20 protein-coding genes are annotated in these 26,681 nt (G+C 64.9%); 13 read left to right on the top strand and 7 right to left on the bottom strand.

The annotated features are described in order from the left end of the window. The first annotated feature begins 1 nt into the window (after position 1). Positions 2-910 carry an alpha/beta hydrolase gene (locus tag BMI91_RS08995; protein WP_078604726.1) on the top strand — a complete coding sequence of 303 codons (909 nt, stop codon included), beginning with the start codon at positions 2-4 and terminating at the stop codon, positions 908-910. Here BMI91_RS08995 and BMI91_RS08990 read toward each other — a convergent pair. Then, positions 891-2,402, bottom strand: coding sequence for a YifB family Mg chelatase-like AAA ATPase (locus BMI91_RS08990; protein ID WP_078604725.1), 1,512 nt, complete (start codon positions 2,400-2,402; stop codon positions 891-893). The genes BMI91_RS08995 and BMI91_RS08990 overlap by 20 nt on opposite strands. Before the next feature lie 468 nt (positions 2,403-2,870). Between BMI91_RS08990 and BMI91_RS08985 the strand changes: the two genes are divergently transcribed. From BMI91_RS08985 to BMI91_RS08960, 6 genes are all read left to right on the top strand, one after another. Then, the gene (locus tag BMI91_RS08985) at positions 2,871-3,749 is read left to right on the top strand and encodes an RNA polymerase factor sigma-32 (RefSeq protein WP_078520502.1); all 879 of its coding nucleotides are present in this window, start codon (positions 2,871-2,873) and stop codon (positions 3,747-3,749) included. Next, the gene (locus tag BMI91_RS08980) at positions 3,746-4,558 is read left to right on the top strand and encodes a ChaN family lipoprotein (protein ID WP_078604724.1); all 813 of its coding nucleotides are present in this window, start codon (positions 3,746-3,748) and stop codon (positions 4,556-4,558) included. The genes BMI91_RS08985 and BMI91_RS08980 overlap by 4 nt, the downstream gene beginning before the upstream one ends. Positions 4,559-4,617: 59 nt before the next feature. Next, the gene (gene coaBC / locus BMI91_RS08975; RefSeq protein WP_078604723.1) at positions 4,618-5,826 is read left to right on the top strand and encodes a bifunctional phosphopantothenoylcysteine decarboxylase/phosphopantothenate--cysteine ligase CoaBC; all 1,209 of its coding nucleotides are present in this window, start codon (positions 4,618-4,620) and stop codon (positions 5,824-5,826) included. Between the two features lie 128 nt (positions 5,827-5,954). After that, positions 5,955-6,425, top strand: coding sequence for a dUTP diphosphatase (gene dut / locus BMI91_RS08970; RefSeq protein WP_078604722.1), 471 nt, complete (start codon positions 5,955-5,957; stop codon positions 6,423-6,425). A 3-nt stretch (positions 6,426-6,428) separates the two neighbouring features. After that, a complete protein-coding gene (locus BMI91_RS08965) occupies positions 6,429-7,493 on the top strand; it encodes a HesA/MoeB/ThiF family protein (RefSeq protein WP_078604721.1) in 1,065 nt (354 codons plus the stop codon). A gap of 37 nt (positions 7,494-7,530) precedes the next feature. After that, positions 7,531-9,552 (top strand): M3 family metallopeptidase, encoded by a 2,022-nt coding sequence (locus BMI91_RS08960; RefSeq protein ID WP_078604720.1) that lies wholly within the window; start codon positions 7,531-7,533, stop codon positions 9,550-9,552. 128 nt (positions 9,553-9,680) lie between these two features. On the opposite strand, the gene BMI91_RS08955 is transcribed toward BMI91_RS08960, so the two are convergent. Both BMI91_RS08955 and BMI91_RS08950 read right to left on the bottom strand, forming a co-directional pair. Then, positions 9,681-10,565: a cation diffusion facilitator family transporter gene (locus BMI91_RS08955; RefSeq protein ID WP_078520496.1), complete on the bottom strand. Its 885-nt coding sequence runs from the start codon at positions 10,563-10,565 to the stop codon at positions 9,681-9,683. A gap of 48 nt (positions 10,566-10,613) precedes the next feature. Beyond that, positions 10,614-11,255 (bottom strand): SH3 domain-containing protein, encoded by a 642-nt coding sequence (locus BMI91_RS08950; protein ID WP_078549772.1) that lies wholly within the window; start codon positions 11,253-11,255, stop codon positions 10,614-10,616. A 184-nt stretch (positions 11,256-11,439) separates the two neighbouring features. Between BMI91_RS08950 and BMI91_RS08945 the strand changes: the two genes are divergently transcribed. Further along, positions 11,440-12,426 carry a 2-hydroxyacid dehydrogenase gene (locus tag BMI91_RS08945; RefSeq protein ID WP_078604719.1) on the top strand — a complete coding sequence of 329 codons (987 nt, stop codon included), beginning with the start codon at positions 11,440-11,442 and terminating at the stop codon, positions 12,424-12,426. A 157-nt stretch (positions 12,427-12,583) separates the two neighbouring features. On the opposite strand, the gene BMI91_RS08940 is transcribed toward BMI91_RS08945, so the two are convergent. Next, positions 12,584-13,831 carry a PRC-barrel domain-containing protein gene (locus BMI91_RS08940; protein WP_078604718.1) on the bottom strand — a complete coding sequence of 416 codons (1,248 nt, stop codon included), beginning with the start codon at positions 13,829-13,831 and terminating at the stop codon, positions 12,584-12,586. A gap of 369 nt (positions 13,832-14,200) precedes the next feature. On the opposite strand from BMI91_RS08940, the gene BMI91_RS08935 reads away from it, so the two are divergent. The 4 genes from BMI91_RS08935 to BMI91_RS08920 all read left to right on the top strand — a co-directional run bounded on the left by BMI91_RS08935 (position 14,201) and on the right by BMI91_RS08920 (position 18,873). Next, positions 14,201-16,702, top strand: a complete 2,502-nt coding sequence (locus BMI91_RS08935) for a GcvT family protein (protein WP_078604717.1) — start codon at positions 14,201-14,203, stop codon at positions 16,700-16,702. Between the two features lie 277 nt (positions 16,703-16,979). Further along, positions 16,980-17,324, top strand: a complete 345-nt coding sequence (locus tag BMI91_RS08930; protein ID WP_078520492.1) for a carboxymuconolactone decarboxylase family protein — start codon at positions 16,980-16,982, stop codon at positions 17,322-17,324. A 93-nt stretch (positions 17,325-17,417) separates the two neighbouring features. Continuing rightward, positions 17,418-17,933, top strand: a complete 516-nt coding sequence (locus BMI91_RS08925; RefSeq protein WP_158522123.1) for an EF-hand domain-containing protein — start codon at positions 17,418-17,420, stop codon at positions 17,931-17,933. 109 nt (positions 17,934-18,042) lie between these two features. Beyond that, complete coding sequence (locus BMI91_RS08920) at positions 18,043-18,873, top strand: glycoside hydrolase family 25 protein (RefSeq protein ID WP_078548441.1); 831 nt, start codon at positions 18,043-18,045, stop codon at positions 18,871-18,873. 55 nt (positions 18,874-18,928) lie between these two features. Here BMI91_RS08920 and BMI91_RS08915 read toward each other — a convergent pair whose 3' ends face one another. The 3 genes from BMI91_RS08915 to BMI91_RS08905 all read right to left on the bottom strand — a co-directional run bounded on the left by BMI91_RS08915 (position 18,929) and on the right by BMI91_RS08905 (position 24,516). Beyond that, entirely contained in the window at positions 18,929-19,624 is a 696-nt protein-coding gene (locus BMI91_RS08915) for a porin (protein WP_078604715.1), read from the bottom strand. Between the two features lie 141 nt (positions 19,625-19,765). After that, complete coding sequence (carB, locus tag BMI91_RS08910; RefSeq protein WP_078604714.1) at positions 19,766-23,095, bottom strand: carbamoyl-phosphate synthase large subunit; 3,330 nt, start codon at positions 23,093-23,095, stop codon at positions 19,766-19,768. Positions 23,096-23,277: 182 nt separating this feature from the next. Further along, positions 23,278-24,516 carry an SAM-dependent methyltransferase gene (locus BMI91_RS08905; protein ID WP_078604713.1) on the bottom strand — a complete coding sequence of 413 codons (1,239 nt, stop codon included), beginning with the start codon at positions 24,514-24,516 and terminating at the stop codon, positions 23,278-23,280. 243 nt (positions 24,517-24,759) lie between these two features. Between BMI91_RS08905 and aspS the strand changes: the two genes are divergently transcribed. After that, positions 24,760-26,538, top strand: a complete 1,779-nt coding sequence (gene aspS, locus BMI91_RS08900) for an aspartate--tRNA ligase (RefSeq protein ID WP_078604712.1) — start codon at positions 24,760-24,762, stop codon at positions 26,536-26,538. Positions 26,539-26,681 lie beyond the last annotated feature (143 nt).

The following is a 26,681-nucleotide window of genomic DNA, read 5'->3' as shown; positions in this document are numbered from 1 at the left end:
TATGTCGATCCGGCTGGTCTTTCTCAATCTTTGGCTGCGCAGCATCGCGAAACCGATGGTGCGACGGTTCCACGGGGCTGCGCAAACGCGGCGCGCGACGGAGAGATTGGCCAGTTGGGTCGTGCGCGAGCCCACCGGGCTTTGCCGTCTGCCGACCAAGCTGGCCGGGCGCAATGCGCTGTCGCTGCGCGCGGGGCGGTCCTCGGTAGGGCGGATAATTCTCTATCTTCATGGCGGCGGTTATGTCACCGGTTCCCCTTGGATGTATCGCGGGCTCGCGGGGCGCTTGGCGAAGCTGAGCGGTCTCGAGGTGGTCGTGCCGGATTACCGGCTTGCGCCCGAGGCGCCGGTCGGTGCGGCGCTCGAGGATGCGACCGCAGCTTTCGATGCGCTGGTGGAGATGGGGTACAACCCGAACGCGATCGTGATCGCGGGCGACAGCGCGGGGGGCGGTCTGACACTGGCGCTTCTGAGCGTGCTGTGCCAGCGCGGCACGCCGCCTGCCGGGGCGATTACCTTCTGCCCGTGGACGGACCTGACCTGTTCGGGCGAGAGCCTCCGCGTCAATGCCGCGAAGGATGCGATGCTGCCTGTGGAGCGGCTTGGCGATACTTGCGAGATGGTTCTGCGCGGGCATGACGCGGCCGATCCGCGCTTTTCGCCGCTTTTCGCGGAGTTCCCCGATCCGCCTCCGGTGCTGATCCAGCATTCGATGGGGGAGATTCTGAGCGATGACTCGCTGCGCATGGCAGAGCGGCTGCGCAGCTTCGACGCGGATGTCACGGTGCAAAGCTGGCCCAACGCGCCGCATGTCTGGCAATTCTTCGACGGTCGGGTGCCCGAGGCGCGCGCGGCGCTGGAGGATGCGGCAGCGGCGGCGCGCCGGATGCTCAGCCTGCCACCGCGCTGAGCCGATAGCTCAACGCCTCGGCGATATGGGGGTGGCGCACGTGCTCGGCATGGTCGAGATCGGCGATGGTGCGCGCGACCCGCAGAACCCGGTGGTAGCCGCGCGCCGACAATCCGACCTGCTCCGCCATCCGGGCCAGCAGATCGCGCCCCTGCGCATCCGGCGTCGCAATGTCTTCCAGTAACTGCCCTTCGGCTTCGGCATTGACGCGGATCGCGGGGTGATCCGCGAAGCGTTGGGCCTGCCGCTCGCGCGCTTCCGCGACGCGGGCCGCGACCTCGGCGGAGCGGTCGCCGGAGGCGGGCAGGTCGAGGTCGGCATAGCGCACCGGGGGCACCTCGATGCGCAGGTCGAACCGATCCATCAGAGGGCCTGAAATCCGGCCCAGATAATCGTCGCCGCAGCCGGGCGCGCGGGCGCAGGCGCGCTCCGCATCGCCGAGATATCCGCATTTGCACGGGTTCGCCGCCGCGATCAGCAGGAAGCGGCAGGGATAGCGGGTATGGGCATTGGCGCGCGAGACGACGACTTCGCCGGTCTCGATCGGCTGGCGCAGGGTTTCCAGCACGGCGCGGGGAAATTCGGGGAACTCGTCCATGAACAGCACGCCATTATGGGCAAGGCTGACCTCGCCGGGGCGGGCGCCGCGCCCGCCGCCGATCATCGCCGCCATCGAAGCGGTGTGATGCGGTTCGCGGAAGGGCCGGGTGCGCGAGATGCCGCCCTCGGCCAGCAGCCCCGACAGCGACTGGATCATCGAGGTTTCCAGCATCTCCTCGGGGCGCATCTCGGGCAGGATCGAGGGTAGCCGCGCGGCCAGCATGGATTTGCCCGAGCCGGGCGTGCCGATCATCATCAGGTGGTGGCGGCCGGCAGCGGCGATCTCCAGCGCGCGTTTGGCCCGTTCCTGACCCTTCACATCGCGCAGGTCGCGCGGATGCGGCGCGTCGCGGACGAGACCCGGACGGGCGGGTTCCAGCGGCAGGCGACCGCTGAGATGATCGATCGCGCCGCAGAGCGTCTCCGGCGCCGTCACCTCGGCCGCGCCGACCCAAGCCGCCTCTGCCCCCGAGCCCTTCGGGCAGATCAGCCCCTTGTCCTGCGCGGCGGCTGCCATCGCAGCGGGCAGGGCCCCCGCGACAGGCAGGAGCCGCCCGTCGAGCGACAGCTCCCCCACGGCGACCAGCGCCTCGATCCGGTCGCGCGGCACGACCCCGATTGCGCCCAGCAGCGCCAGCGCGATCGGCAGGTCGAAATGCGAGCCCTCTTTCGGCAGATCGGCAGGTGAGAGGTTCACGGTGATCTTCTGCATCGGCAGCGCGATCCCCAGCGCGCCGAGCGCCGCGCGCACCCGTTCGCGCGCCTCGGACACGGCCTTGTCGGGCAGGCCTACGACCGCGAAGCCGGGCATGCCTTCGGAGAGCGCGCATTGCACCTCCACGAGGCGGGCCTCGACCCCCTCGAACGCGACCGTATAGCTCTGGCTGACCATCGGCTCTCCTGCGCCTCTTGCCCGAGGGGTAGCGCGGACGTGGTTTAGGAATGGTTAACGGCTGCAAGGGCGGGAGCCGCGTCTTTCGCCCCTCGACTCGGAGACGGATGCGCCGCTCGAAACATCAGTGGAAATAGAGGGATAAAGGTGCAATTCCTGCATATCTGCACAGCCATCGCTTCAGTTTCGCGCACAAGATCAACATGTTGCGTTACAGTCGCTCAAGTGTCCGTGAGCACGCTTATGATATGCGGTGCTCAAGAAGGAGTGATGGCCTTCCCGTAGCGGCATGAATTTCTTCCATTTTTCGCTTGAAAACGTCGTCAAGTGCGCCACGCGCACAAAGTTTCAGGCAAAATTCAACATTTCCGTGAGGAACCAAAACATGTCATTCGCATTGGGTGGGCAAAGCAGCCACCCAATTCAAGGTTGCGCCGGTTTGGGCTGGACACCCCAGGGAGATTGTAAATGGCACTCGATGGTATGACCGATGAAACCCTGCCACGCCAAGCAATGCGGGCAGAGTTCCTGGATGCAGAAACCGAAGCGGAACTGGCGCGAGCGTGGCGCGACAATCGGGACGAGCAGGCGCTGCACCGGCTTGTGACGGCCTATATGCGCCTCGCGATCTCGATGGCCTCGAAGTTCCGCCGCTACGGCGCCCCGATGAACGATCTGATCCAGGAAGCCTCACTTGGTCTGATGAAAGCCGCTGACAAGTTCGACCCGGAACGTGGTGTGCGGTTCTCGACCTATGCGGTGTGGTGGATAAAAGCCTCGATCCAGGAATTCGTAATGCGCAACTGGTCGATGGTGCGCACCGGGTCGACTTCCTCGCAAAAGGCGCTGTTCTTCAACATGCGCCGCGTTCAGGCTCAGCTGACCCGCGAAGCGCAGCAAGAGGGTGAGCAGCTCGACGCGATGCAGCTGCGTCAGCGCGTGGCCGAAGTGATCGGCGTGCCGCTATCGGATGTCGAGATGATGGAAGGCCGCCTGTCCGGCTCCGACTTCTCGCTCAACGCAACGCAGTCCAGCGAAGACGAAGGCCGCGAATGGGTCGATACGCTGGAAGATGACGGCGCGAGCCCCGAGGAAACCGTGGCCGACAGCCATGACGGTCAGACGATGAAAGTCTGGCTGGGCGAGGCGATGGGCCGTCTGACCGACCGCGAAGCCTACATCGTCCGCGAGCGTCGTCTGATCGAAGATCCGCGCACTTTGGAAAGCCTCGGTGAAGAGTTGGGGCTTTCGAAAGAGCGTATTCGTCAGCTCGAAGCGCAGGCTTTCGGCAAGATGCGCAAATCGCTTGAAACCCATCAGGGCGAGGTGCAAAGCTTCTTCGTATGAAGAAATTTCTTGCCGCGCTTTGCCTGCTGTCTCTGACAAGTTCCGCCTTTGGCGCGGAAATATCGCCCGCCCAGCTGGATACGCTGTCGGGCGATATTGTCGTTCTGGGAGAGATTCACGACAACCCGACCCATCACCTCAATCAGGCGCGCGCGATCAAGGCGCTGAAGCCCGCCGCCGTGGTGTTCGAGCAATTGACGCCCGAGCAGGCGGCGAAGATCACGCCGGCGCTTTTGAAGGATGAGGGCGCGCTCGCAAAGGCGTTGGACTGGAACAATTCGGGCTGGCCCGATTTCGCGATCTATTATCCGATTTTCGCCGCTTTGGGCGATGCTAAGGTCTATGGCGCCGCGCAGCCGCGCGAGACCGTGCGCGCCGCGATGACCAAGCCGCTGCCGGAGGTGTTCGGAAAGGATGCTGCACGCTACGGGCTGGACCAGCCCTATCCAGAGGATCTGCAGGCCAAGCTCGAAGCGGAGTCGCAAGAGGATCACTGCAACGCATTGCCGCCCGATCTGCTGCCCGGCATGGTCGCGGCGCAACGCTTCCGCGATGCAGCGTTTGCGCGGGTCGCGCTTGAGGCGCTGAAGGAGACCGGCGGGCCGGTTGCGGTCATCACCGGATCTGGCCATGCGAAGACTGACCTCGCCGTGCCCGCGCTTCTGCGCAAGGCGGACCCGCAGGCGAAGGTCGTGGCGATCGGTCAGATCGAGGCGGAGCCGGGCACCGATCCCGGCAAGCAGCCCTTTGACGACTGGATCATCACGCCGCCGACCGAGCGCGCCGATCCCTGCGCCGCGTTCAAGTGATCCTTGCGCCAATGCGCCCCGGCGCTTAGACCATCTGAGAGAGTTTCACGGAGAGGCAAATGCTTGCGGGCAAACGCATCCTGTTGATCATCGGCGGCGGTATCGCAGCCTTCAAGGCGCCCGAGCTGATCCGTCTGCTGCGCGGGGCGGGGGCCTCGGTTAGCCCGGTCCTGACCAAGGCCGGGGCCGAGTTCGTGACGCCGCTGACCGTCTCCTCGCTCGCGGGCGAGGCGGTTCATTCCGACCTCTTCGATCTGACGCATGAATCCGAAATCGGTCATATCCAGCTGTCGCGCGCCGCCGATCTGGTGGTCGTCGTGGCCGCGACCGCCGATCTGATGGCGAAGATGGCGAACGGTCTGGCCAATGACCTCGCCTCGACCCTGCTGCTTGCCACAGACAAACGCGTGCTGATCGCGCCCGCGATGAATGTGCGGATGTGGGAGCACCCCGCAACGCAGCGCAATATCGCGACGCTGAAATCCGATGGCGTGATCTTTGCAGGCCCGACCGAGGGCGACATGGCCTGTGGCGAGTTCGGCGAGGGCCGGATGATCGAACCCGAGGCGATCCTCGCCGCGATCGATGCCGCGCTGTCGGACGGTCCTCTGAAGGGCCGCCATGTCCTCGTGACGTCTGGGCCCACCCATGAGCCGATCGACCCGGTGCGCTACATCGCGAACCGCTCCTCGGGCGCGCAGGGGACGGCCCTTGCCGCGGCGCTGCGGGACCTCGGTGCGACTGTCACCTTCGTCACCGGCCCCGCGACGGTCGCGCCGCCTGCGGGCGTGCGGGTGATCAAGGTCGAGACCGCGCGCGAGATGCTGGACGCGGTGCAGACCGCGCTGCCCGCCGAGGCTGCGATCTTCGCGGCCGCCGTGGCCGATTGGCGCGTGGCGAACGCGGCCGATCGAAAGATGAAGAAGGACGGCTCCGGCGCGCCGCCCGCGCTCGAATTCGCCGAGAACCCCGACATCCTCGCCACCGTTTCGAAGATGGGCGAGGGCCGCCCGGGTCTCGTGGTTGGCTTCGCCGCCGAGACCCATGACGTCGCGCGCTTCGCGGCGGATAAACGCGCCCGCAAGGGCTGCGACTGGATCATCGCCAATGACGTGAGCCCAGCGACCGGGATCATGGGCGGGACCGAGAACGCGGTGACGATCATCGACGAGACCGGCGCGGAAAGCTGGGACCGGATGGGCAAGCAAGAGGTCGCGCGGCGGTTGGCTGCGCGCATCGCAGAAAGCTTGGGCGCGGCTGGCGCCTGAGGGACGCTCCGCGGGGGATATTTATGCCAAGCCGAAACGAAACGCGCCTGTTTCGGCTTGGTCCAAATATCCCCGCCGGAGGCATCCGCATTTGACGCCCGCATGACGGTCGGGCAGGAGAGAGACACGTGAGCACACCGATCATCAAGGTTCTGCGCGAAGACTGGGCCGATCCCGAGATCGCCCTGCCGCGCTATGAGACCCACGGCGCCGCCGGGGCCGATCTGCGCGCCAATCTCGCCGCCGAGGATCGCGCGCGGGGGATCACACTCGCGCCGATGCAGCGTGCGATCATCCCGACCGGGCTGCGCGTTGAGATCCCCGAAGGGTTCGAGATGCAGATCCGGCCGCGCTCGGGGCTGGCGCTGAAACACGGGATCAGCCTGCCCAACACGCCCGGCACGATCGACGCCGATTACCGCGGGCCGCTGGGGGTACTGCTGATCAATCTCGGCACTGAGGCTTACCTGATCGAGCATGGCGCGCGCATCGCGCAGGCGATCGTCGCCCCGGTGGTGCAGGCGCGCTTCGAGGTCACGGACGCTCTGGGCGACACGGCACGCGGTGAGGGCGGGTTCGGCTCGACCGGAAAGGTCTGAGCGATGCTCGGACTGGTTCTGATGGCGGCGATCGTGGGGCTCGGGCTGGTGCTCAAGGCCTCCGCGCGTGCGATCTTCGGGATGCTCGTGCTGATCTGGGCGGCGCTGGTGATCGCGCATCTGCCGGTCCCCGGATTTGGTCCGCTCGCGCGCGTTCTGGGCGGTTCGCTTGCGGGTTGGATTGGCCTCGGTGTCGTCGTCGCGCTGGTGCTGATCTATCGCCGAATGCTCGGGGCGATCCGCGCGAAGGCCGAGGTGAAGGAGCCCGAGGCGCCCGCGGCCAAACCGGGCAGCTTTTCCGAGGCCGAACTGGACCGCTATGCGCGCCACATCATGCTGCGCGAGATCGGCGGGCCGGGGCAGAAGCGCCTCAAGCAGGCTAAGGTTCTGGTGGTCGGGGCCGGGGGGCTCGGTTCGCCTGCGCTTTTGTATCTCGCCGCGACCGGGGTGGGGCGGATCGGCGTCGTGGATGACGATGTCGTCTCGAATTCCAACCTGCAGCGGCAGGTGATCCATCGCGATGCCGATCTCGGGATGCCCAAGGTCTTCTCCGCGCAAAAGGCGATGCTGGCGCTCAACCCGCATATCGAGGTGCTGCCCTATAATCGCCGTCTGAGCGCCGAGGATGCCGAAGGGCTGATCGCCGAATATGACCTCGTCCTCGATGGGACCGACAATTTCGACACGCGCTATCTGGTGAACTCGGCCTGCGTGGCGACCGGCACGCCGCTGATTTCCGGCGCGATCACGCAATGGGAAGGGCAGCTGTCGCTCTACGATCCGGCGAAGGGTGCGCCCTGCTATGCCTGCGTCTTCCCCAAAGCGCCAGCCGCCGGGCTCGCGCCGAGCTGTGCCGAGGCAGGCGTGGTGGGCGCGTTGCCGGGCGTGGTGGGTTCGATGATGGCGACCGAGGCGATCAAGGAGATCACTGGCGCGGGGCAATCCGCGCGCGGGCGGCTGATGATCTATGATGCGCTTTGGGGCGAGAGCCGTCAGTTCGGCGTGAAGCGGCGCGCCGATTGCGCGGTTTGCGGCGAAGGGCGCGGCGCGGGGGATGGTCAATCCTGAGCGTGCGCCCTAGCTTGCGATGCAAAGGAGACCCGCCATGACCAACCCGCTTCTCGCCGACTGGACCGGCCCCTACGAACTGCCGCCCTTCGCGCAGATTTCCGACGCCGATTTTGCGCCTGCGTTCGACGCGGCGCTGGCCGAGGCGCGCACCAATATCGCGGCGATCGCGGACTCGCCCGACGCCCCGACATTCGCCAATACAATCGAGGCGATGGAGCTGGCGGAAGAGGCGCTCGAAAAGGTTGCAGGCGTGTTCTACAACCTCGCCGGGGCCGATGCGACGCCAGCGCGGCAGGAGCTGATGCGCGATCTGGCGCCGAAGCTCGCGGCGTTTTCCTCCGAGATCACGATGAACACCGCGCTGTTCGGGCGGATCGATACGCTTTGGCAGAGCCGCGACAGCCTCGGGCTGAACGCCGAGCAAGCGCGCCTTCTGGAGCAATATTACCAGATGTTCACCCGGTCGGGCGCGGCACTGGAAGGGGACGCGGCCGAACGGATGCGCGAGATCAAGCAGCGCTTCGCCTCGATCACCACGCAGTTCAGTCAGAACCTGCTGGCCGACGAGAGCGGCTGGTTCCGCCCGCTGGCCGAGGAAGACCTCGAAGGTTTGCCTGACTTCGTTATCGACACCGCCCGCGCGGCAGGCAAGGAGCGCGGGCAGGACGGCCCGGTGCTGACGCTCTCGCGCTCGCTGATCGTGCCTTTCCTGCAATTCTCGCCCAGTCGCGAGCTGCGGCGCATCGCCTATGAAGCCTGGACGTCGCGCGGGGCGAATGGCGGCGAGACCGACAATCGCGAGATCGCCGCCGAGGTGCTGAGGCTTCGCGAGGAACGCGCGAAGCTTCTGGGCTATGACAGTTTCGCCGCCTACAAGCTGGAGCCCGAGATGGCCAAGACGCCCGAAGCGGTGCGCGGTCTTCTGATGCGCGTCTGGGAGCCTGCGAAGGCTGCCGCCGAGGCGGATGCCGCGAAGTTGGCCGAGATGATGCATGCCGACGGGATCAACGGCGATCTGGAGCCGTGGGACTGGCGCTACTATGCCGAGAAGCGCCGCGTGGCCGAGCATGATTTCGATGAGGGGCAGATCAAGCCCTACCTCTCGCTCGACGCGATGATCGGGGCTGCTTTCGATACGGCGAACCGCCTCTTCGGGCTGGAGTTCAAGGAGATCGACGGGCCGTTCTATCACCCTGACGTGCGCGGCTGGGAGGTTTCGCGCGGGGGCGAAGTGCTGGCCGTGTTCCTCGGCGATTATTTCGCGCGCGGCTCGAAACGCTCGGGGGCGTGGTGCTCGGCGATGCGCTCGCAGCGCAAGCTCGGCGGCGCGCCCGTGCCGATCGTGGTGAACGTGTGCAACTTTGCCAAGGGCGATCCGGCGCTGCTCAGCCATGACGACGCGCGCACGCTGTTCCATGAATTCGGCCATGCGCTGCACCAGATGCTGTCGGATGTGACCTATCAGTTCCTCTCGGGCACCTCGGTCGCGCGCGATTTCGTGGAACTCCCGAGCCAGCTTTACGAGCATTGGCTCGACGTGCCCGAGACGCTGGAAAAACACGCGCGCCATTACAAGACCGGCGAGCCGATGCCGATGGAGCTGCGCGAGAAGCTGAAAGGGGCCGCCACCTTCGATCAGGGTTTCTCGACGGTGGAATATCTGGGCTCGGCGCTGGTCGATCTGGCCTTCCACGAGAGCGCAGCCCCCGAAGATCCGATGGCGAAACAGGCCGAGGTGCTGCGCGAGATCGGCATGCCGCATGCGATCCGGATGCGCCACGCGACGCCGCATTTCGCCCATGTCTTCTCGGGCGACGGCTACTCGTCGGGCTATTACAGCTACATGTGGTCGGAAGTGATGGATGCTGACGCGTTCGAGGCCTTCGAGGAAGCGGGCGACGTGTTCGACCCGGAAACGGCGGCGAAACTCGAACGCTTCGTGCTGTCTGCAGGCAATTCGCGGCCGCCGGAGGAGCTTTACACCGAGTTCCGGGGCAAGATGCCGGGGGTCGAGCCTCTGCTGAAGGGCCGCGGGCTGCTTGATCCGGCCGCCTGAGCGGGTGGTGATGCCGGAGCCTCCGGCGGGGATATTTAGGGCAGTTGGAAGCAGGACGATCTGCCTTCCTCTTGGCCAAAATATCCCGGGGGGCGGCGCAAGCCGTGGGGGCAGCGCCCCCTCCGCGCTCAGCCCCGATAGACGTCCTTATGAATGATGACGTCGGCCTGCGGATAGGCCTCGACGATGGCGCGTTTGAGCGCGGCGCCGATGTCATGGGCCTCTTCCAGCGTTTGGTCGCCATCGAGTTCGATATGCAGATTCACGAAGATCTGCGCGCCTGCCGTCCTGGTCTTGAGATCGTGGAAGCCGCGCACGCCGGGCCAGTCGCGGGCGATCTTGGCGATGCCTTCGATCACGTCGTCGGGGGCCGCGCGGTCCATCAGCGCGTGCCATGCGCCAATGAAGATCTTCGCCGCGCCAGCTAGCATGATCGCCGCGGCGATCAGCGCGACAATGCTGTCCACGTCGCCCCAGCCGAAGGCATGCGAGAGCCAGAGCGCGAGGATCGCGCCCAGTGTCGGCAGCAGGTCGCCCACATAGTGCAGCCGGTCGGCGGCGACGACCTTGTTGCCGGTCTTGCGCGCCACGCGGCCCTGCCACCAGATCAGGCCGAAGGTGATCCCTGCGGAGGCGACCATGACCGCGATCCCAATACCTTCGGCGGCAAGCGGGGGCGGGGTCGGGGCCAGCAGGCGCTGAACGCCGGTGATGCCGATCGTGATGCCCGCGCCCAGCACGATCAGCGCCTGACCGAGGGCTGCGAGGTCTTCGGCCGAGCTATGCCCGAAGGCGTGATCGTCATCTGCGGGTTTCGCGGCATAGAGAATCGCGAGCAGCCCCGCGCCCGAGATCAACAGGTCCACCGCGCTGTCGGCGAGCGAGGCGCCCACGGAGAGCGCGCCGGTCTGCCACAGCGCCCAGGCCTTGATCGCCACGAGCAGTGCTGCGGTGCCGACCGAGGCCAGACCCGCCGAGGTGTTCATCCGGTGTTCGTTTTCGCTATAGGCCATCGCCGCCGTTTCTACCTTTGCGCCGATGCTCTAGCGCAGGTGAGCGTCTCAGTCACGGGTCTCGTCGGGGTCGACACCCCAGATTTCGGTTTTCGGCAACCAGCCATCCGCGCCAGAGCCTTCGATTTCGCACCAATCGTGGGTGCAGGCGCCGAGGCCCGCGATCGCGCCGGCCTGTGCCTTGGCGGTGACTGCGGATTTCGGGTCGGGACGGGCGTGGAGCGACACCATGTCCTGCATGACGATCACGTTGCGCACGCCCGAGATCAGCGTGTAGTGAATCCAGCCGCCCTGACCTTCGTTATCCTCGACGCGCCGCCAATGGCCGAATTCGGCGGTGACTTTCAACGGCATGCCGGGATGGGTGAAGACCCAGTCGATCCGGTGCGAGAGCGAGGGTCCGCGACGCACATTGCCCTTGGAGCCTTTGAGCGAGACATAGCGCGGGATCGGCAGGTGGGTGACCGGGCCGCGGCGCTGGGGTTTCGCCAGTTGCACGTCGGGGCCGTTGGGGGCGGGCTTGGCCGCGGGCTTCGCTTGCGGCTTGGTGGTCTGGCTGGTTGCTGCGGGCTGAGCGGCGGGGGCGTTCGATTTCGACTGCGCGCCCGAGGCATTGCCCGACACGCTCCAGATTGCGCCGACCAGAATCGCAATCGAGGATACCGCCGCGAGGATTTTGCTGCCCGTCATCGTCCGCCTCATATCCCGGCCCGCCCGCTGGCTGATCCGCGGGTCTGCAACATCCGGCGCGCAATAAAATTGCGCTCCCATGTCGATTTCGGCCATTACTGCTCTTGCCGGGCCTTGTGCCTGCCCGCTTTGAGGGGCAGTTTGCATCCAACCGCCCCGCGATGGAAGAGAGGAGAGGACCGAGATGCCTGCACCGCGCCTGAGTGTTGTCGTGACGCGACGCCTGCCCGAGGTCGTCGAGACCCGGATGAAGGAATTGTTCGAGGTCGAGCTCAATCACGACGATCGCAAGATGACCCGGGAGGAGCTGGTCGAGGCGATGAAACGCGCCGATGTCCTCGTGCCCTGCGTGACCGACCGGATCGACGCGTCGATGATCTCGCAGGCGGGCGAGCGGCTGAAATTGATCGCGAATTACGGTGCCGGGGTCGATCACATTGACGTTTCCTCGGCGCGTCAGCGTGGGGTGCTGGTGTCGAATACGCCCGGCGTCGTCACCGATGATACGGCCGATATGACCATAGCGCTGATGCTGGCGGTGACGCGGCGCATTCCCGAAGGGCTTGCGCATATGCAGGCGGGCAATTGGGAGGGCTGGGCGCCCACCGCTTTCATGGGCCATCGCATCGGCGGCAAGCGGCTGGGCATTCTCGGCATGGGCCGGATCGGTCAGGCAGTGGCGCGGCGCGCCAAGGCCTTCGGGATGCAGATCCACTATCACAACCGCACCAAGGTTCACCCCGATATCGAGGCGGAGTTGGAAGCGACCTACTGGGACAGCCTCGATCAGATGGTGAGCCGGATGGACGTGATCTCGGTGAACTGCCCGCATACGCCCTCGACCTTCCACCTGCTCAACGCGCGGCGGCTGAAGATGCTCAAGCCCGAGGCGGTAATCGTGAATACTTCGCGGGGCGAGGTGATCGACGAGAACGCGCTGACGCGGGCGTTGCGCGCGGGCGAGCTGGCCGGGGCCGGTCTCGACGTGTTCGAGCATGGCGCGGAGGTCAATCCGCGGCTGCGCGAGCTGTCGAACGTGGTGCTGCTGCCGCATATGGGCTCGGCCACCGTCGAGGGGCGCGTGGAGATGGGCGAGAAGGTTCTGGTCAACATCAAGACCTTCGCCGACGGGCACCGCCCGCCGGATCTGGTCGTGCCGTCGATGACCTGATCCGCGCGAAACTGTTTTGAGGCCCCGGTGAGATCCGGGGCCTTTTCATTTGGGCTTCGGTTGAGTCGGTCCGGCGATGACGAAAGGCCCCGGGAAATTCCCGGGGCCTTCGCTGGGAGCAGGGCTGCCCCCGGCTCTCCGTCACATCATCCGAAGATTACTTCGCTTCGTATTTCGGAAGCTTCTTCAGTTGCTCTTCGGTCAGACCGGTATGCACGGTGATCGAGGTGTCGTTCTGCAGAACGGTCAGCTCGCTCGCCTTGATTTCGACCGGCTTGGCGCCAATGCCGAGGAAGCCACCCACGTCGATCACGACGCCCGAGACTTTACCGTCATTGCCCTGAACCAGCTCGGACACGTCGCCGACCTTGTCGTCGTTCGGGCCATAGACGCCTTCACCACGCAGCGTGTCGGGAGCGACCGAAGCGATATCGACTTTCTGGCCGTCTTCCTGGTCAGCTTGACCCATGGTGCCCACGGCAGCGGCAGTGCTGTCGACAGCGTCGTCGATCGCGTTGCCGGTCTCGTTCGCGGCTTCCTTGGTCGCTTCGCCAGCGTTGTCGGCCGCGTTCTCGACGGCCTGGCCAGTCGCGTTTGCAGCTTCCTTGGTGTTCTGAGCGGCGTCTTTCGCCATCTCTTCGGTCTTGTCGCCAGCGTTGTTCATCGCCTGCTCGGTTTCCTGCGCGGCGTTCTGAGCAGCGTCGGCGGTGTTCTCGGCGGCGTTGTCCATAGCTTCGCCTGCGTTGTCGGCAGCCTGAGCGGTCTTGTCGGCAGCTTCGTTCGCAGCGGCGCCTGCAGCAGCGGCGGTCGCGGTGGCAGCGGCTTCGGCGTTGTCGCCAGCCTCATCCATCTTCTGCGACGCATCGGCGTTCTGCATGTCTTCGCCGTTGCCGTTCATGTCGCCATTGGCATCCGCGCTGAACGCAGTCTGCATTTCGGCGTCATATTTCGGTGCTTGGTCCAGCTGGTCCTTGCTGCCCTGAGCGACGACGAAATAGGAATTGTCGGTGTCGCCGTCGGGGATCAGGTTGAGCGAATCCATCGAGATCGCGACGGTTTTCTCGCCAATGCCGAGGAAACCACCCACGTCGACGAGCACGGCATCGACTTCGCCGTTGGTGCCGATCACGACGTCGCTGACTTCGCCAACGTCATCCCAGCTGTCCTGCGCTTCGTTGATCGCGGTCTTGGCGTCGACCTTGTCCTTCGAGATGTAAACGCGCTTGCCCATGAGGCCCGAAGCGTTGAAGGAGTCCGGAATCGACTTCATGAACATGTCGCCGGACATGTTGGCCGAAGCGTTCGCGTTGGCTTCAGCCGTCGCGTTGGCGTTTGCTTTGTCTTCGGCATGTGCGGGCAGGGCAAGCATCAGGCCGATGGCGGTAGTGGTGATGAGCTTTTTCATATCTCGTCTCCCTTTCGTTTTACGTGAGGCGCGTCGGTCCCGGTTTCCGGTTTCCCCGGCCTCTGATGGTCTCAAAACTGGTGAAACCGCGCACAGTTCCTGTGCAAATGGGGGAAAAATTTTTGCAATTCGCGGGAACAAAACACGGATTCGCGACTCGCCTCACGGAAGCGTCATCGCCGGGTTTGCGTGCGTCCAATGGGGCTTGAGCTTTCATAAGCGGGTCCCGCCGGGCAGGCGCCGCGCCCCCAAAGCGCCGCGCGTGCGCTTTTGTCGTTTTTGTCGCGCGAATGTCGCCCGGATCGGATTGCGTTTGCGAATATGAGGGTCAATCTGCCCCTACGTCCGTATCGGCAAGGAGGCCCCGCGATGAAATCCCATGTGAAAGCTTTGGTCGTCGGTGGCGGCGCAGTCGGGTGCGGTGTCGCCTACCATCTTGCCAAGGCGGGCTGGGACACGCTGCTGATCGAGCGCGACGAGCTGACCTCGGGCTCGACCTGGCACGCGGCGGGTCTGCTGCCGCTGTTCAACATGAGCTACGCGACGACCCACATCCACAAATACTCGGTCGATTTCTACAAGACGCTTGAGGCCGAGACCGGTTTGAACGCGGGCTTCGCGATCGTGGGCAACCTGCGCATGGCGCAGACGCAAGAGCGGATGGACGAGTACAAGCTCTATTCCTCCGTCGCCGAGACCGCGGATGTCTATCACGAGTTCCTGACGCCCGCGCAGATGAAGGAACGTTGGCCGCTTCTGAACACCGAGGACCTCAAGGGCGCGCTGTTCCACCCGCAGGACGGCTATATCAACCCCGCCGACGTGACGCAGGCGATGGCCAAAGGCGCGCGCCAGCACGGTGCCGAGATCGCGCGCAAGCTGCAGGTCAACGCCTATCGCTGGACCGGCTCGGAATGGGTCGTCACGCTCGAGAAGATGGTCGAGAAGGGCGGCAACCTCGTCGGCTCCGGCGAAGAGATCGAGATCCGCGCCGAGCATGTCGTGACCTGCACCGGCAACCACGCACAGCGCACCGCACGCCTGCTGGGCATCAAGATCCCCGCGATCCCGGTCGAGCACCAGTTCATCGTCACCGATGCCGACCCGGCGCTGGTCAAATGGCGCGCCGAGGGCAATCCCGAGCACCCGGTGCTGCGCGATGCCGATGCGAAATGGTATGTCCGCGAGGAACGCGGCGGCTGGATTCTCGGCCCCTATGAGCGCAACGCGCCCGCGCGCTTCCTCTATGACGTGCCGGAGACCTTCCGCGCCGATCTGTTCCAGCTCGATCTGGAGCGTATCGAAGAAGAATACATGTCGATGATCCATCGTCTCCCGACCTCCGAGGAAGTCGGTCTGAAGGACGATTTCAACGGCCCGATCTGCTACACGCCCGACGGCAACCCGCTGGTCGGCCCCGCGCCGGGCCTGCGCAACATGTGGCTGGCGGAAGGCTTCTCCTTCGGCATCACGGCTGCGGGCGGCACCGGCTATTACCTCGCGCAGATGATGGTCGAGGGCGAAGCCGAGATCGACATGGCCTCGCTCGATCCCAAGCGCTATGGCTCGTGGATGACGACCGAATACGCGGCGCGCAAGAACGAAGAGGCCTACGAGCACGTCTTCATCCTGCACCACCCCGATGAAGAGCGCGAAGCCTGCCGTCCGCTGCGCACCGCTCCCGCCTATGATCGCCAGATCGCGGCAGGCGCGCAGATGGGCCAGACAAACGGCTGGGAACGCCCGAACTATTACGGGCCCAAGGATGCGCCTTCGAGCTTCGACCATGACAGCCGCTCGTTCCGTCGCGGGGAATGGTGGCAATATGCCAAGGCCGAGGCCGAGGCGCTGCGCGACACCGCCGGTCTGATCGACGCCTCCGCCTTCACCAAACATATGGTGCGTGGCCCCGGCGCGACCGCCTTCCTCGATGCCTTCACCTGCAACAAGCTGCCGAAAGTGGGCCGGATCAACCTGACCTACGCGCTGACCGAAGCCGGCACGACCCGCACCGAATACACGATCGTGCGTCTGGCCGAGGACGAGTACTACCTGATCTCGGCGGGCGCCTGGACCGATTACGACGGCGACTTCCTGCGTAAATCGATCGAGGATTTCCGCGCCGCGGGCGGCGATTATGTCGATTGCCACGACGTGACGACCCAATGGGGCGTCTTCGCGCTGGCGGGTCCCAATGCGCGCAAGATCCTGCAGGAGGTGGTCAAGGACGCCTATCCGGAGACGGTGCTGTCGAACAAGCGCTTCCCGTGGCTCTCGATGCGCAATATCGAGCTGGGCATGTGCCCGGTCCGCGCCGTGCGCGTGGCCTATACGGGCGAGCTGGGCTGGGAACTGCATCACCCGGTCGAATTCGGCCGCTACCTCTGGGACCTGCTGGTCGAGGCGGGCGAGAAGCACGGCATGAAGCTCGTCGGCGCACGCGCGCAGAACTGGCTGCGTCAGGAGAAGAGCTATCGCGCCTTCGGCAACGAGCTGGGCCGCGACGCGACCCCGCAGGAAGCCGGTCTCGACCGCTTCATCGACCTCGAGAAGGAGTTCACCGGAAAGCAGGCGATGCTCGACACCGGCATCCGCTCGAAATGCGTGACGCTTCTGATCGACGGGCCGGACGATGCCGATCCCTGGGGCAAGGAAGTCATCAAAAAGGATGGCGAGCGTGTCGGGCGTCTGACCTCGGGCGGCTGGTCGGTGGCCTTCGGCAAGCAGATCGGCATGGGCTATGTGCGCCCCGATCTGGCGGAGCCGGGCACCAAGCTGAGCGTGCGTATCCTCGGCGCCGATTACCCGGCGGAAGTGACCGAGGACAGCCCGCACGATCCGAGCAACGCGCGAATCCGCGTCGACGGCTGAGCCTCGATTGATTGAGACCGGAGAAGGGGGGCGCTGCCCCCCTTTTCGCTGCGCGAATTCACCCCCCGGGATATTTGCGCCAAGGCGAAGGAGAAAACTCTGCTGTCTTCGGCTTGGTGAAAATATCCCGGGGGAGGCGCGCGTTCCGCGCCGGGGACGGAGCCCCCTCAACTTTGGTCACATCACGCAGCGCCATCCCTTTGGGTTGACGCAGGTCAAGGATTTCGCCCGCGCCCCGTGTCACGCCGCGAGGGACGAAATGCGAAGGAGACCTGCGATGAGCTACAAGGCGAAAATCGACGAGATGCGCAACGAGCTACGCGTGATGAACAAGACGATCCCCGACGCTGTCGGCGGCTTCGGTGTGCTGTCGAAAGCCGTGAAGGAGAACGGGCCGCTCGATGTGAAGACCAAGGAATTCATCGCGCTCGGCATGGCGGTCGTGCTGCGTTGCGAGCCCTGCATCATGTTCCATGTCGAGGCGCTGATGAAGGCGGGCGGCACGCGCGAGGAGCTGGGCGACGTGCTAGCCATGGCGATCCAGATGGGCGGTGGCCCGGGGGTGATGTATGCCGGTCACGCGCTGGGCTGCTGGGACGAGCTGGCCGCCGCGAAAGGCTGAGCTGCCCCGCTCTGCGACATGTTGTCAGGCCCGCGCCGGAAAGGCGCGGGCCGTTTCGTTTCATTAGCGACATATCTAACGAAGGACAGACAGATGAAACGCATCGCTTCTCTCGCCGCCCCGTTTGCCGCTGCACTGCTGCTCGGTGCCGCTCCGGGGTTCGCGCAAACCGCCCCGGTGCCGGGGCAGGAATTCCTCCTGCAATGGGATCTCGATGGCGATGGCGGCGTCACGCTGTCCGAAGCCCGCGAGCGGCGCGGCGACATCTTTACGATGTTCGACGCGCACGAGGATGACACTTACTCCGTCGCCGAAATCGCGATGATCGACGAGCATAAGGAAATGGAACGCGAAGCCGGCAAAGGTCCGGGGCACCAGATGCCCGAGGGCATGGGGCAGGGGCCCGGCAAGCGACAGGGTCAGGGCCGCAACGCGATGCGCGCGGGCCACGATATCCCGACCGCCGAGGGGCTGCGGGCCTTCGATGCGAATGGCGACGGGGTGATCTCGCGCGCGGAATTCGTGGGTGGCACCGATCAGTGGTTCGCGATGCGCGATCGCAACGGGGATGGCGTGCTGACCCAAGCCGATTTCGGCCCCCGGAGCTGAGCGCCCCCTCTTAGGCGAAGCCTCGCCGATGTAAAAAGACGCCCGCCTGTCAGCGATGACAGGCGGGCGTTTGCATGAGAGGCTGGGAAAAAATCACGGGGGAGTGAGCATGGGGATTTCACGCAGGTTCTTCGTCTCGGGCGCAGCCTTGACCTTGGCGGGCTGCGGCGGCGCGCCAAGTGGCAAGCAGGCCAAATTGATGCGTCCGGCAGTGTTGTCGGCCTCGAACTACCGGGCGAGCGGCATTCCCGCGCGCTTCGGCGATACCGACCCGCATGATTGGGAAGGTCTGGCGCCGGCGCGGTTGCCGGTCCACGGGATCGACGCGGCGCGCTATCAGGGCGAGATCGACTGGCGCCGGGCGCGCGCGGCGGGGGTGTCCTTCGCGTGGCTCAAGGCGACCGAGGGCGGCGATCACTCCGATCCGGGTTTCCACATCAACGCGACCCGCGCGCGGGCGGCGGGCGTGCCGGTCGGGGCCTATCACTTCTATTACTTCTGCCGCTCCCCCGAAGAGCAGGCCGATTGGTATATCCGCAACGTGCCGCGCCGCCGGGGCGATCTGCCGCCGGTGCTGGATATCGAGTGGAACCACACCTCGCGCACCTGTCAGCGTCGCCCCGCGGCCCATGTCACCCGCGCCGAGATGCACCGCTTCCTCGCGGCCCTGACGCGGCATTACGGTACGCGACCGGTGATCTACACGACGATCGATTTCTGGCGGGACAACGACCTGTCGCGCTTCTCGGGCTATGAGATGTGGCTGCGCTCGGTCACCGCGCACCCGATGGAGCGCTACCCCGGCGCCGATTGGAGCTTCTGGCAATATAGCGGCACGGGTGTCGTGCCGGGCGTGCCGGGGAACGTGGACATGAACGCCTTCGCGGGCTCTCCGGCCGCGTGGCAAAGCTGGCTCGCGCGGCGGGCACAGCGGGCCTGAGTATATAAAAAAGGCGGCCCCGAAAGGCCGCCTTTCCCCTGCAAGCGCGTCGCGGTCAGAGACCGGGGATGACGCGGATCAGATCACGCTGCTTGAACGTGGTGCGCCGCTGCGGACCGAAGGCGAAGGTCGCACCGACCGAGACGTAGTTGCTCGACCCCAGTTCGTCGCCATCGGCATGGCCGAAATCGCCGCTCAGCGTCACATTGCCGAGCTTGTAGTCGACGCCGATCTGCGTGCGGTTCGCGTCGAAGCTCTCGACGTCGATATGGTCATAGCCCGCAGTCACGCCGAACGCGTCGTTGACTGCATAGCGCCCCGACAGGCCGAACAGATTGCCGCTGACGCCGTCTTCCTTGGCGTGCGAGACATAGGCTTCGCCGCCGAACTGGCCGTAGGAATGGCCTGCTTCGAGGCCATAGTAATCCATCCCTGCGCCTTCGGCGTGGTCGTGGCCCGCAAAGGCGCCGAAGGAGGTGGCCGGACCGGCGTGGTAGATCGCGTGAAGTGCGACGTTGTTGGCGTCGGTATCGCTTGCGCCGAAACTCGCGAAGGCCAGATCGCCTTGCAGCGAGAATTGCCGGTTGAACCCGACTTCGAGCGAGCCGGTGGCCGAGGTCTTGTCGAGATCGCCGTCATCGGTGAATTGCGAAAAGCCGATGCCGACGGTGCCGCCGGTGATTTCAGCCGCGCTGGAGATTTGCGGGAGCGCCGCGAAAAGGACCGCGGCTGCGAAAACGCATTTCTTCATAAACTTGCCTCATGAAATTGTTTTTAGGCTTCAGCCATGCGTGAGCCACCGAGGCGCAGCAAGATCGACCCCGGGTTGAAAAAGAAACTCGCGGAAACCGTGTTCCGCGAGTCACATCATTTCTCTAATTGTATCCGTCGCTTACTGCAGCGAACGCACGCTCACTTCGCCCTCTTTGCGGCTCTTGATCGCCGAGACCGCGGCGATGGAGGCGGCGGCGGTGGTGAAGTAGGGGATCTTGTCATAGAGCGCGACCGCGCGGATGTCGCGGCTGTCCGAGATCGCCTGGCTGCCGTCGGTGGTGTTGAAGACGAGGTCGATCTCGTCATTCTTCAGCCGATCGACGATGTTCGGGCGGCCCTCATAGACCTTTAGAACCTTCTCGCTTTCCACGCCATGCTCGGCGAGCCATGCGGCGGTGCCGCCGGTCGCGACGATGGTGAAGCCCATCGAGACCAGCGAGGCGGCGGCTTCGGCCAGATCGTCGGTCTTGTTCGAGTCCTTGATCGAGAAGAACACGCGACCGCTTTCGGGCAGCACGGTGCCCGCGCCAAGCTGGGCTTTCCAGAAGGCCGAGGGGAAGTCGCGATCCCAGCCCATCACCTCGCCGGTGGAGCGCATTTCCGGGCCGAGCAGCGTGTCGACGCCCGGGAAGCGGGCGAAGGGCAGCACGGCTTCCTTGACCGAGAACCACGGCGTTTGCGGATCGGCCAGCGTCAGCGGATCGGCGAAGGGCAGCGGCGTGTCGGGGCCGACGCCTTCGGGGTAGGGCGGGCGCGCCGGGAAGGCCGACAGCTTCTCGCCCGCCATCAGGCGCGCTGCGATCGACGCGATGGCCGAGTCGGTGGCTTTCGCGACGAAGGGCACGGTGCGCGAGGCGCGCGGGTTGACCTCGAGGACGTAGATATCGCCGTCCTTGATCGCGAACTGCACGTTCATCAGGCCGACCACGTTGAGGCCCTCGGCCATCTTCTCGGTCTGAACCTTCAGCTCGGCCACGATTTCGGGGCTCAGCGAGTAGGGCGGCAGCGAGCAGGCCGAGTCGCCCGAGTGGACGCCAGCTTCCTCGATATGCTGCATGATGCCCGCGACATGGACGCTTTCGCCGTCGCAGAGCGCATCCACGTCAACCTCGATCGCGCCGGCCAGATAGCTGTCGAGCAGCACCGGGTTGTCGCCCGAGACCACCACGGCCTCTTTGATATAGCGCTTGAGGTGGTCGAGGTCGCGCACGATCTCCATCGCGCGGCCGCCCAGCACGTAGGAGGGGCGGATCACCAGCGGATAGCCGACGCGGCCCGCGATCTCGAAGGCCTGCTCGTCCGAGCTGGCGATGCCGTTGACAGGCTGCTTCAGGTCAAGACGGTTGAGCAGGTCCTGGAACCGCTCGCGATCTTCGGCGAGGTCGATCGCGTCGGGCGTGGTGCCGAGGATCGGGATGCCTTCGGCTTCCAGCGCGTTCGCGAGTTTCAGCGGCGTCTGGCCGCCGAACTGGACGATCACGCCGTGCAGCGTGCCGTTATCCTGCTCGACCCGCAGGATTTCGAGGACATGCTCCAGCGTGAGCGGCTCGAAATACAGGCGATCCGAGGTGTCGTAGTCGGTCGACACGGTCTCGGGGTTACAGTTGACCATGATGGTCTCGTAACCCGCATCGGTCAGCGCGAAACAGGCGTGACAGCAGCAATAGTCGAACTCGATCCCCTGGCCGATCCGGTTCGGACCGCCGCCGAGGATGACGACTTTCTTGTTGTCGGAGGGCCGTGCCTCGCATTCGACCTCGCCCATCGCGGGGGCTTCATAGGTCGAATACATGTAGGGCGTCTGCGCTTCGAATTCGGCGGCGCAGGTGTCGATGCGCTTGAAGACCGCGGTGACGCCGAGGTTGCGGCGGGCCCGGCGGACCTGCGCCTCGTCGCGGCCGGTCAGCGTGGCCAGACGCGCATCCGAGAAGCCCATCATCTTGAGATTGCGCAGGCCCTTCTCGTCGAGCGGCAGGCCCTTCTTGCGGATCTCGTTCTCGGCTTCGACGATTTCGCGGATCCGGGCGAGGAACCACGGATCGAAGGAGGTCGCGTGCTGGATCTCGTCATTGGTCAGCCCGTGGCGCATCGCCTGTGCGATGAGGCGCATCCGGTCGGGCGTCTGCTGCGAGATCGCTTTGATGACGGCGGCCTTCTCCGGCGCGCCTTCGATCTCGATCTCGTCGAAGCCGCTGAGGCCGGTCTCCATCGAGGCCAGCGCTTTTTGCACGGATTCGTGGAAGGTCCGGCCGATCGCCATCGCCTCGCCCACCGATTTCATCGCGGTGGTCAGTTCGGGCTTGGAGCCTGCGAATTTCTCGAAGGCGAAGCGCGGGATCTTGGTGACGACATAGTCGATGGTCGGCTCGAAGGAGGCGGGCGTGACCTTGGTGATGTCGTTGTCCAGCTCATCGAGCGTGTAGCCCACGGCCAGCTTCGCGGCGATCTTCGCGATCGGGAAGCCGGTGGCCTTGGAAGCCAGCGCCGAGGAGCGCGACACGCGCGGGTTCATCTCGATCACGACCATGCGGCCGTCTTCGGGGTTGATCGCCCATTGCACGTTCGACCCGCCGGTCTCCACGCCGATCTCGCGCAGCACGGCGATCGAGCCGTTGCGCATGATCTGGTATTCCTTGTCGGTCAGCGTCAGTGCGGGCGCGACGGTGATCGAGTCGCCGGTATGGACGCCCATCGGATCGACGTTCTCGATGGCGCAGACGATGATGGCGTTGTCGGCCTTGTCGCGCACGACCTCCATCTCGAATTCTTTCCAGCCCAGCAGCGACTCGTCGACGAGGATCTGGCTCATGGGGGAGGCGTCGAGACCCGAGCGGCAGATGCGCTCGTAATCTTCGCGGTTATAGGCGACGCCGCCGCCGGTGCCGCCCAGCGTGAAGGCGGGGCGGATGATCGCGGGCAGGCCGATATGCTCCAGCTCGAGCAGCGCCTGACGCACGCCCTCGTTGACGTCATAGGTGCCGTTCTCGCGCTTGGGCGAGGACACGATGGTCGCTTTCGGGTTCTCGAGGCCGATCCGGTCCATCGCTTCGCGGAAGAGCTTCCGATCTTCGGCCATCTCGATCGCGTCGCGGTTCGCGCCGATCAGCTCGACGCCGAATTTCTCCAGCACGCCCATATCGGCCAGCGACAGCGCGGTGTTGAGGCCGGTCTGGCCGCCCATCGTCGGCAGCACCGCGTCGGGGCGCTCGGCCTCGATGATCTTGGCCACGACTTCCGGCGTGATCGGTTCGATATAGGTGGCGTCGGCGAGCCCCGGATCGGTCATGATCGTCGCCGGGTTCGAGTTCACGAGGATGACGCGGTAGCCTTCTTCGCGAAGGGCTTTGCAGGCCTGGGCGCCCGAGTAGTCGAACTCGCAGGCTTGCCCGATCACAATGGGCCCGGCGCCGATGATGAGGATTGACGTGATGTCTGTTCTCTTCGGCATGGGAATCCCCTCTGGTCACTGCGCAAATTGAGGCGCTTTATACGCAAAGGGTCAGGCGTCGCAAGAGGGTCAGGACGCGATAGCCGGGTTGCAGGGTGACGCGAGGGCGTGCGTCCAAGTCTGTCAGGCCGCGCGCCGGGAGGAGCGCAGCCTGATTTCAGCCCGGTCAGGGAGTGGTCGACTTACTCGGCGGCCAGCCGATGTTCCTGTTCGTCTTCGTCGCGATAGAGGTAGTCGCGCGTCAGCGGCACGTCGCCCACCTCATGGGCCAGCTGATACTGGAACACGACCTGCCCGCCATGGCGGAAAGCCATCTCCGAGGCCACGAGGTAGAAGCGCCACATCCGGCAGAACCGCTCGTCATACAGCGCGACGGCCTTGTCGATATTCGCCTCGAACCGATCGCACCAATGGCGCAGAGTTTCCGCGTAATGCAGCCGCCAGACCTCGAGGTCGGTGGTGATGAGGCCTTCATGCTCGACCGCGTTCGACGCTTCCGACATGGCCGGGCAATAGCCGCCGGGGAAGATGTATTTCGTGATGAAATCGGCGGTCGCGCCACCGGGACCCGAGCGTCCGATGAAATGGATCAGCGAGACGCCGCCCGGTTTCAACAGCTCGCGCACTTTCGAGAAGTACTCGCGGTAATGCGGCACGCCGACATGTTCGAACATGCCGACCGAGACGATCCGGTCGAACTTGTCGGTCACATCGCGGTAATCGGTCAGGCGGATGTCGATCTTATCTTCGAGGCCAGCCTCTTTCACCCGTTTGCGGGCCAGCGCGTGCTGTTCGGTGGACAGCGTCACGCCGACGACATTCGCACCGAAATCGCGTGCCAGCGTCAGCGCCATGCCACCCCAGCCGCAACCGATATCGAGAACGGTCATGCCCGGCTCGATCAACAGTTTCGTGGCGATATGGTGTTTCTTCGCCTCCTGCGCCTCTTCGAGTGTCATGTCGGGGCGCTCAAAATAGGCGCAGCTATATTGCCGGTCCTCATCGAGGAAGAGGTCATAAAGCTCGCCTGACAGGTCATAGTGATGCGCCACATTGGTGCGCGCCTTGTTGACCGGGTTGAACTGGGCGAAGCGGCGTCCGAAGAAGCGGCTTGCCTCGCGCGGTTTCTCGAACCACGGCATGCCGGATCCGGTCTGGTTGCGGATCGCGAGGGCGAGGAAGCCACGCAGATCGTCATTCGCGATTGTGTAATCGCCGTTCATATAGCCTTCGCCGACGCCGAGATCGGGCCGCAGCACGATCCTGCGCGTCACGTCGGGGTTTTCGATGGTGACGCGGACCGGCTCTCCGGTGCCATCGCCATAGCGTCTGAGCGTCTCGTCCGAATAGACGAGTTCGAGCGTGCCCCTGCGGATCAGGTGGCGCAACATTCGGTCGAGAAGCGAGTCCCAAGCTCTCATATGGTCTCTCCGGATCATGCCGGGGCTTGGCAGGCTCCAGCGTTAGCCTTCATGACGGCAACCTTTGTGAAATTACCAAAGTTCCCGTTGTCTCTGAAGTTAACCGAAAATTTACAATTTTTCGAGCCACGCGCGCGTGAACAGCTCGAGACGGGCCTGTGTGCCTCCGCACAGCTTGACTTTTGCGCGCTCAACGGGTGTATCGGCGCGACTATACGCAATTCTCGATCCGGGGAGCCTCCCATGCATGCCTTTCGCAGCCATACCTGCGCCGATCTGAGCGCCGCCAACGCCGGTGAGACCGTCCGCCTCGCGGGCTGGGTCCATCGCGTGCGCGATCACGGGGGGGTGCTCTTCATCGATCTTCGCGATCATTACGGTATGACGCAGGTGCTCTGTGACGGCGACAGCCCCGCCTTCAAGACGATGGAAAAAACGCGCTCCGAATGGGTGATCCGCATCGACGGCACCGTGAAGCTGCGCGACGAGAGCCTGATCAACCCGAAGATTCCGACCGGCGAGATCGAGGTCTATGTCCGCGAGATCGAAATCCTGGGCGAGTCCGAGGAACTGCCGCTGCCGGTCTTCGGCGAGCTGGAATATCCCGAAGAAACGCGTCTGTCCTATCGCTTCCTCGACCTGCGCCGCGAGAGCCTGCATGACAAGATGATCCTGCGCTCGAACGTCGTGAAATCCATGCGCAAACGCATGTGGGACGCCGATTTCAACGAGTTCCAGACGCCGATCATCACCGCGTCGTCGCCGGAAGGCGCGCGCGACTTCCTCGTGCCGTCGCGTCTGCATCCGGGCAAGTTCTACGCGCTGCCGCAGGCGCCGCAGCAGTTCAAGCAGCTGATCATGGTCGGCGGCTTCGACAAGTATTTCCAGATCGCGCCGTGCTTCCGTGACGAAGACCCGCGCGCCGACCGCTCGCCGACCGACTTCTACCAGCTGGACGTCGAGATGAGCTTCGTCGAGCAGGAAGACATCTTCAACGTGATGCAGCCGGTGATCCAGGGCGTGTTCGAGGAATTCGCCGATGGCCGTACGGTCGACTCGAACTGGCCGCGCATTCCTTACGCCGAGTCGATGCTGAAATACGGCTCGGACAAGCCCGACCTGCGCAACCCGATCGAGATGCAGGTGGTCTCCGATCACTTCCGCGACTCGGGCTTCGCGATCTTCGCGAAACTGCTCGAACAGGACGGCACCGAGATTCGTGCGATCCCGGCCCCTACGGGCGGTTCGCGCAAGTTCTGCGACCGGATGAACAAGTTCGCGCAGGAACAGGGCCTTCCGGGTATGGGCTACATCTTCTGGCGCAAGGGCGAGGATGGCTCGCTCGAAGGCGCAGGCCCGCTGGCGAAGAATATCGGCCCCGAGCGGACCGAGGCGGTCCGCGCGCAGCTGGGTCTGGGCGAGGGCGATGCGGCCTTCTTCCTCGGCGGCGCGCCGTCGAGCTTCGAAGGCGTCGCGGGCCGTGCGCGCAACGTGATCGGCGAAGAGCTGGGACTGACCGACAAGACCAAGTTCAAGTTCGCCTGGGTCGTCGACTTCCCGATGTACGAGGCCGATGACGAGGGCAAGATCGACTTCTCGCATAACCCGTTCTCGATGCCGCAAGGCGGGATGGAGGCGCTGGAAGGCGACCCGCTGCAGGTCAAAGGCTACCAGTACGACCTCGCCTGCAACGGCTACGAGATCCTCTCGGGCGCGATCCGGAACCACAAGCTCGAGACCATGTACAAGGCGTTCGAGATCGCGGGCTACCCGGCGTCGGAAGTCGAGAAACGTTTCGGCGGCATGGTCAAGGCGTTCAAATACGGCGCCCCGCCGCACGGTGGTTGCGCCGCCGGCATCGACCGGATCGTGATGATCCTCGCCGATACCGCGAATATCCGTGAAGTCATCATGTTCCCGATGAACCAGCGCGCCGAAGACCTGATGATGGGCGCGCCGTCGGAGCCGATGAACGAACAGCTGCGCGAGTTGCGCCTGCGGGTTCTGCCGCAAGAGGACTGATCCTCGCACGGTTACCGATTTAAAAGGCCCCGTTCGGGATGGAGCGGGGCCTTTTTCTATTCGCGGTGGAGGAGCGCGCCAGCGCAAAAGGCGCGGAGGGGTAAGGCGAAGGGGCTCTGGCCGAAGCCGAGCCACCCTACGTC

This window comes from Thioclava sediminum (genome assembly GCF_002020355.1).
Classification (GTDB): domain Bacteria; phylum Pseudomonadota; class Alphaproteobacteria; order Rhodobacterales; family Rhodobacteraceae; genus Thioclava; species Thioclava sediminum.
This window is presented reverse-complemented; position numbering and strand designations above follow the sequence as displayed.

Coding starts and splice junctions, on each gene's coding strand:
- BMI91_RS08980 (WP_078604724.1), top strand. CDS start 3,746: ATGAAGAAATTTCTTGCCGCGCTTTGCCTGCTGTCTCTGACAAGTTCC.
- carB (WP_078604714.1), bottom strand. CDS start 23,095: ATGCCGAAGAGAACAGACATCACGTCAATCCTCATCATCGGCGCCGGG.
- BMI91_RS08995 (WP_078604726.1), top strand. CDS start 2: ATGTCGATCCGGCTGGTCTTTCTCAATCTTTGGCTGCGCAGCATCGCG.
- BMI91_RS08935 (WP_078604717.1), top strand. CDS start 14,201: ATGAAATCCCATGTGAAAGCTTTGGTCGTCGGTGGCGGCGCAGTCGGG.
- BMI91_RS08990 (WP_078604725.1), bottom strand. CDS start 2,402: ATGGTCAGCCAGAGCTATACGGTCGCGTTCGAGGGGGTCGAGGCCCGC.
- BMI91_RS08985 (WP_078520502.1), top strand. CDS start 2,871: ATGGCACTCGATGGTATGACCGATGAAACCCTGCCACGCCAAGCAATG.
- BMI91_RS08930 (WP_078520492.1), top strand. CDS start 16,980: ATGAGCTACAAGGCGAAAATCGACGAGATGCGCAACGAGCTACGCGTG.
- BMI91_RS08945 (WP_078604719.1), top strand. CDS start 11,440: ATGCCTGCACCGCGCCTGAGTGTTGTCGTGACGCGACGCCTGCCCGAG.
- BMI91_RS08905 (WP_078604713.1), bottom strand. CDS start 24,516: ATGAGAGCTTGGGACTCGCTTCTCGACCGAATGTTGCGCCACCTGATC.
- BMI91_RS08960 (WP_078604720.1), top strand. CDS start 7,531: ATGACCAACCCGCTTCTCGCCGACTGGACCGGCCCCTACGAACTGCCG.
- coaBC (WP_078604723.1), top strand. CDS start 4,618: ATGCTTGCGGGCAAACGCATCCTGTTGATCATCGGCGGCGGTATCGCA.
- BMI91_RS08950 (WP_078549772.1), bottom strand. CDS start 11,255: ATGACGGGCAGCAAAATCCTCGCGGCGGTATCCTCGATTGCGATTCTG.
- BMI91_RS08925 (WP_158522123.1), top strand. CDS start 17,418: ATGAAACGCATCGCTTCTCTCGCCGCCCCGTTTGCCGCTGCACTGCTG.
- BMI91_RS08920 (WP_078548441.1), top strand. CDS start 18,043: ATGGGGATTTCACGCAGGTTCTTCGTCTCGGGCGCAGCCTTGACCTTG.
- BMI91_RS08915 (WP_078604715.1), bottom strand. CDS start 19,624: ATGAAGAAATGCGTTTTCGCAGCCGCGGTCCTTTTCGCGGCGCTCCCG.
- aspS (WP_078604712.1), top strand. CDS start 24,760: ATGCATGCCTTTCGCAGCCATACCTGCGCCGATCTGAGCGCCGCCAAC.
- BMI91_RS08955 (WP_078520496.1), bottom strand. CDS start 10,565: ATGGCCTATAGCGAAAACGAACACCGGATGAACACCTCGGCGGGTCTG.
- BMI91_RS08965 (WP_078604721.1), top strand. CDS start 6,429: ATGCTCGGACTGGTTCTGATGGCGGCGATCGTGGGGCTCGGGCTGGTG.
- BMI91_RS08940 (WP_078604718.1), bottom strand. CDS start 13,831: ATGAAAAAGCTCATCACCACTACCGCCATCGGCCTGATGCTTGCCCTG.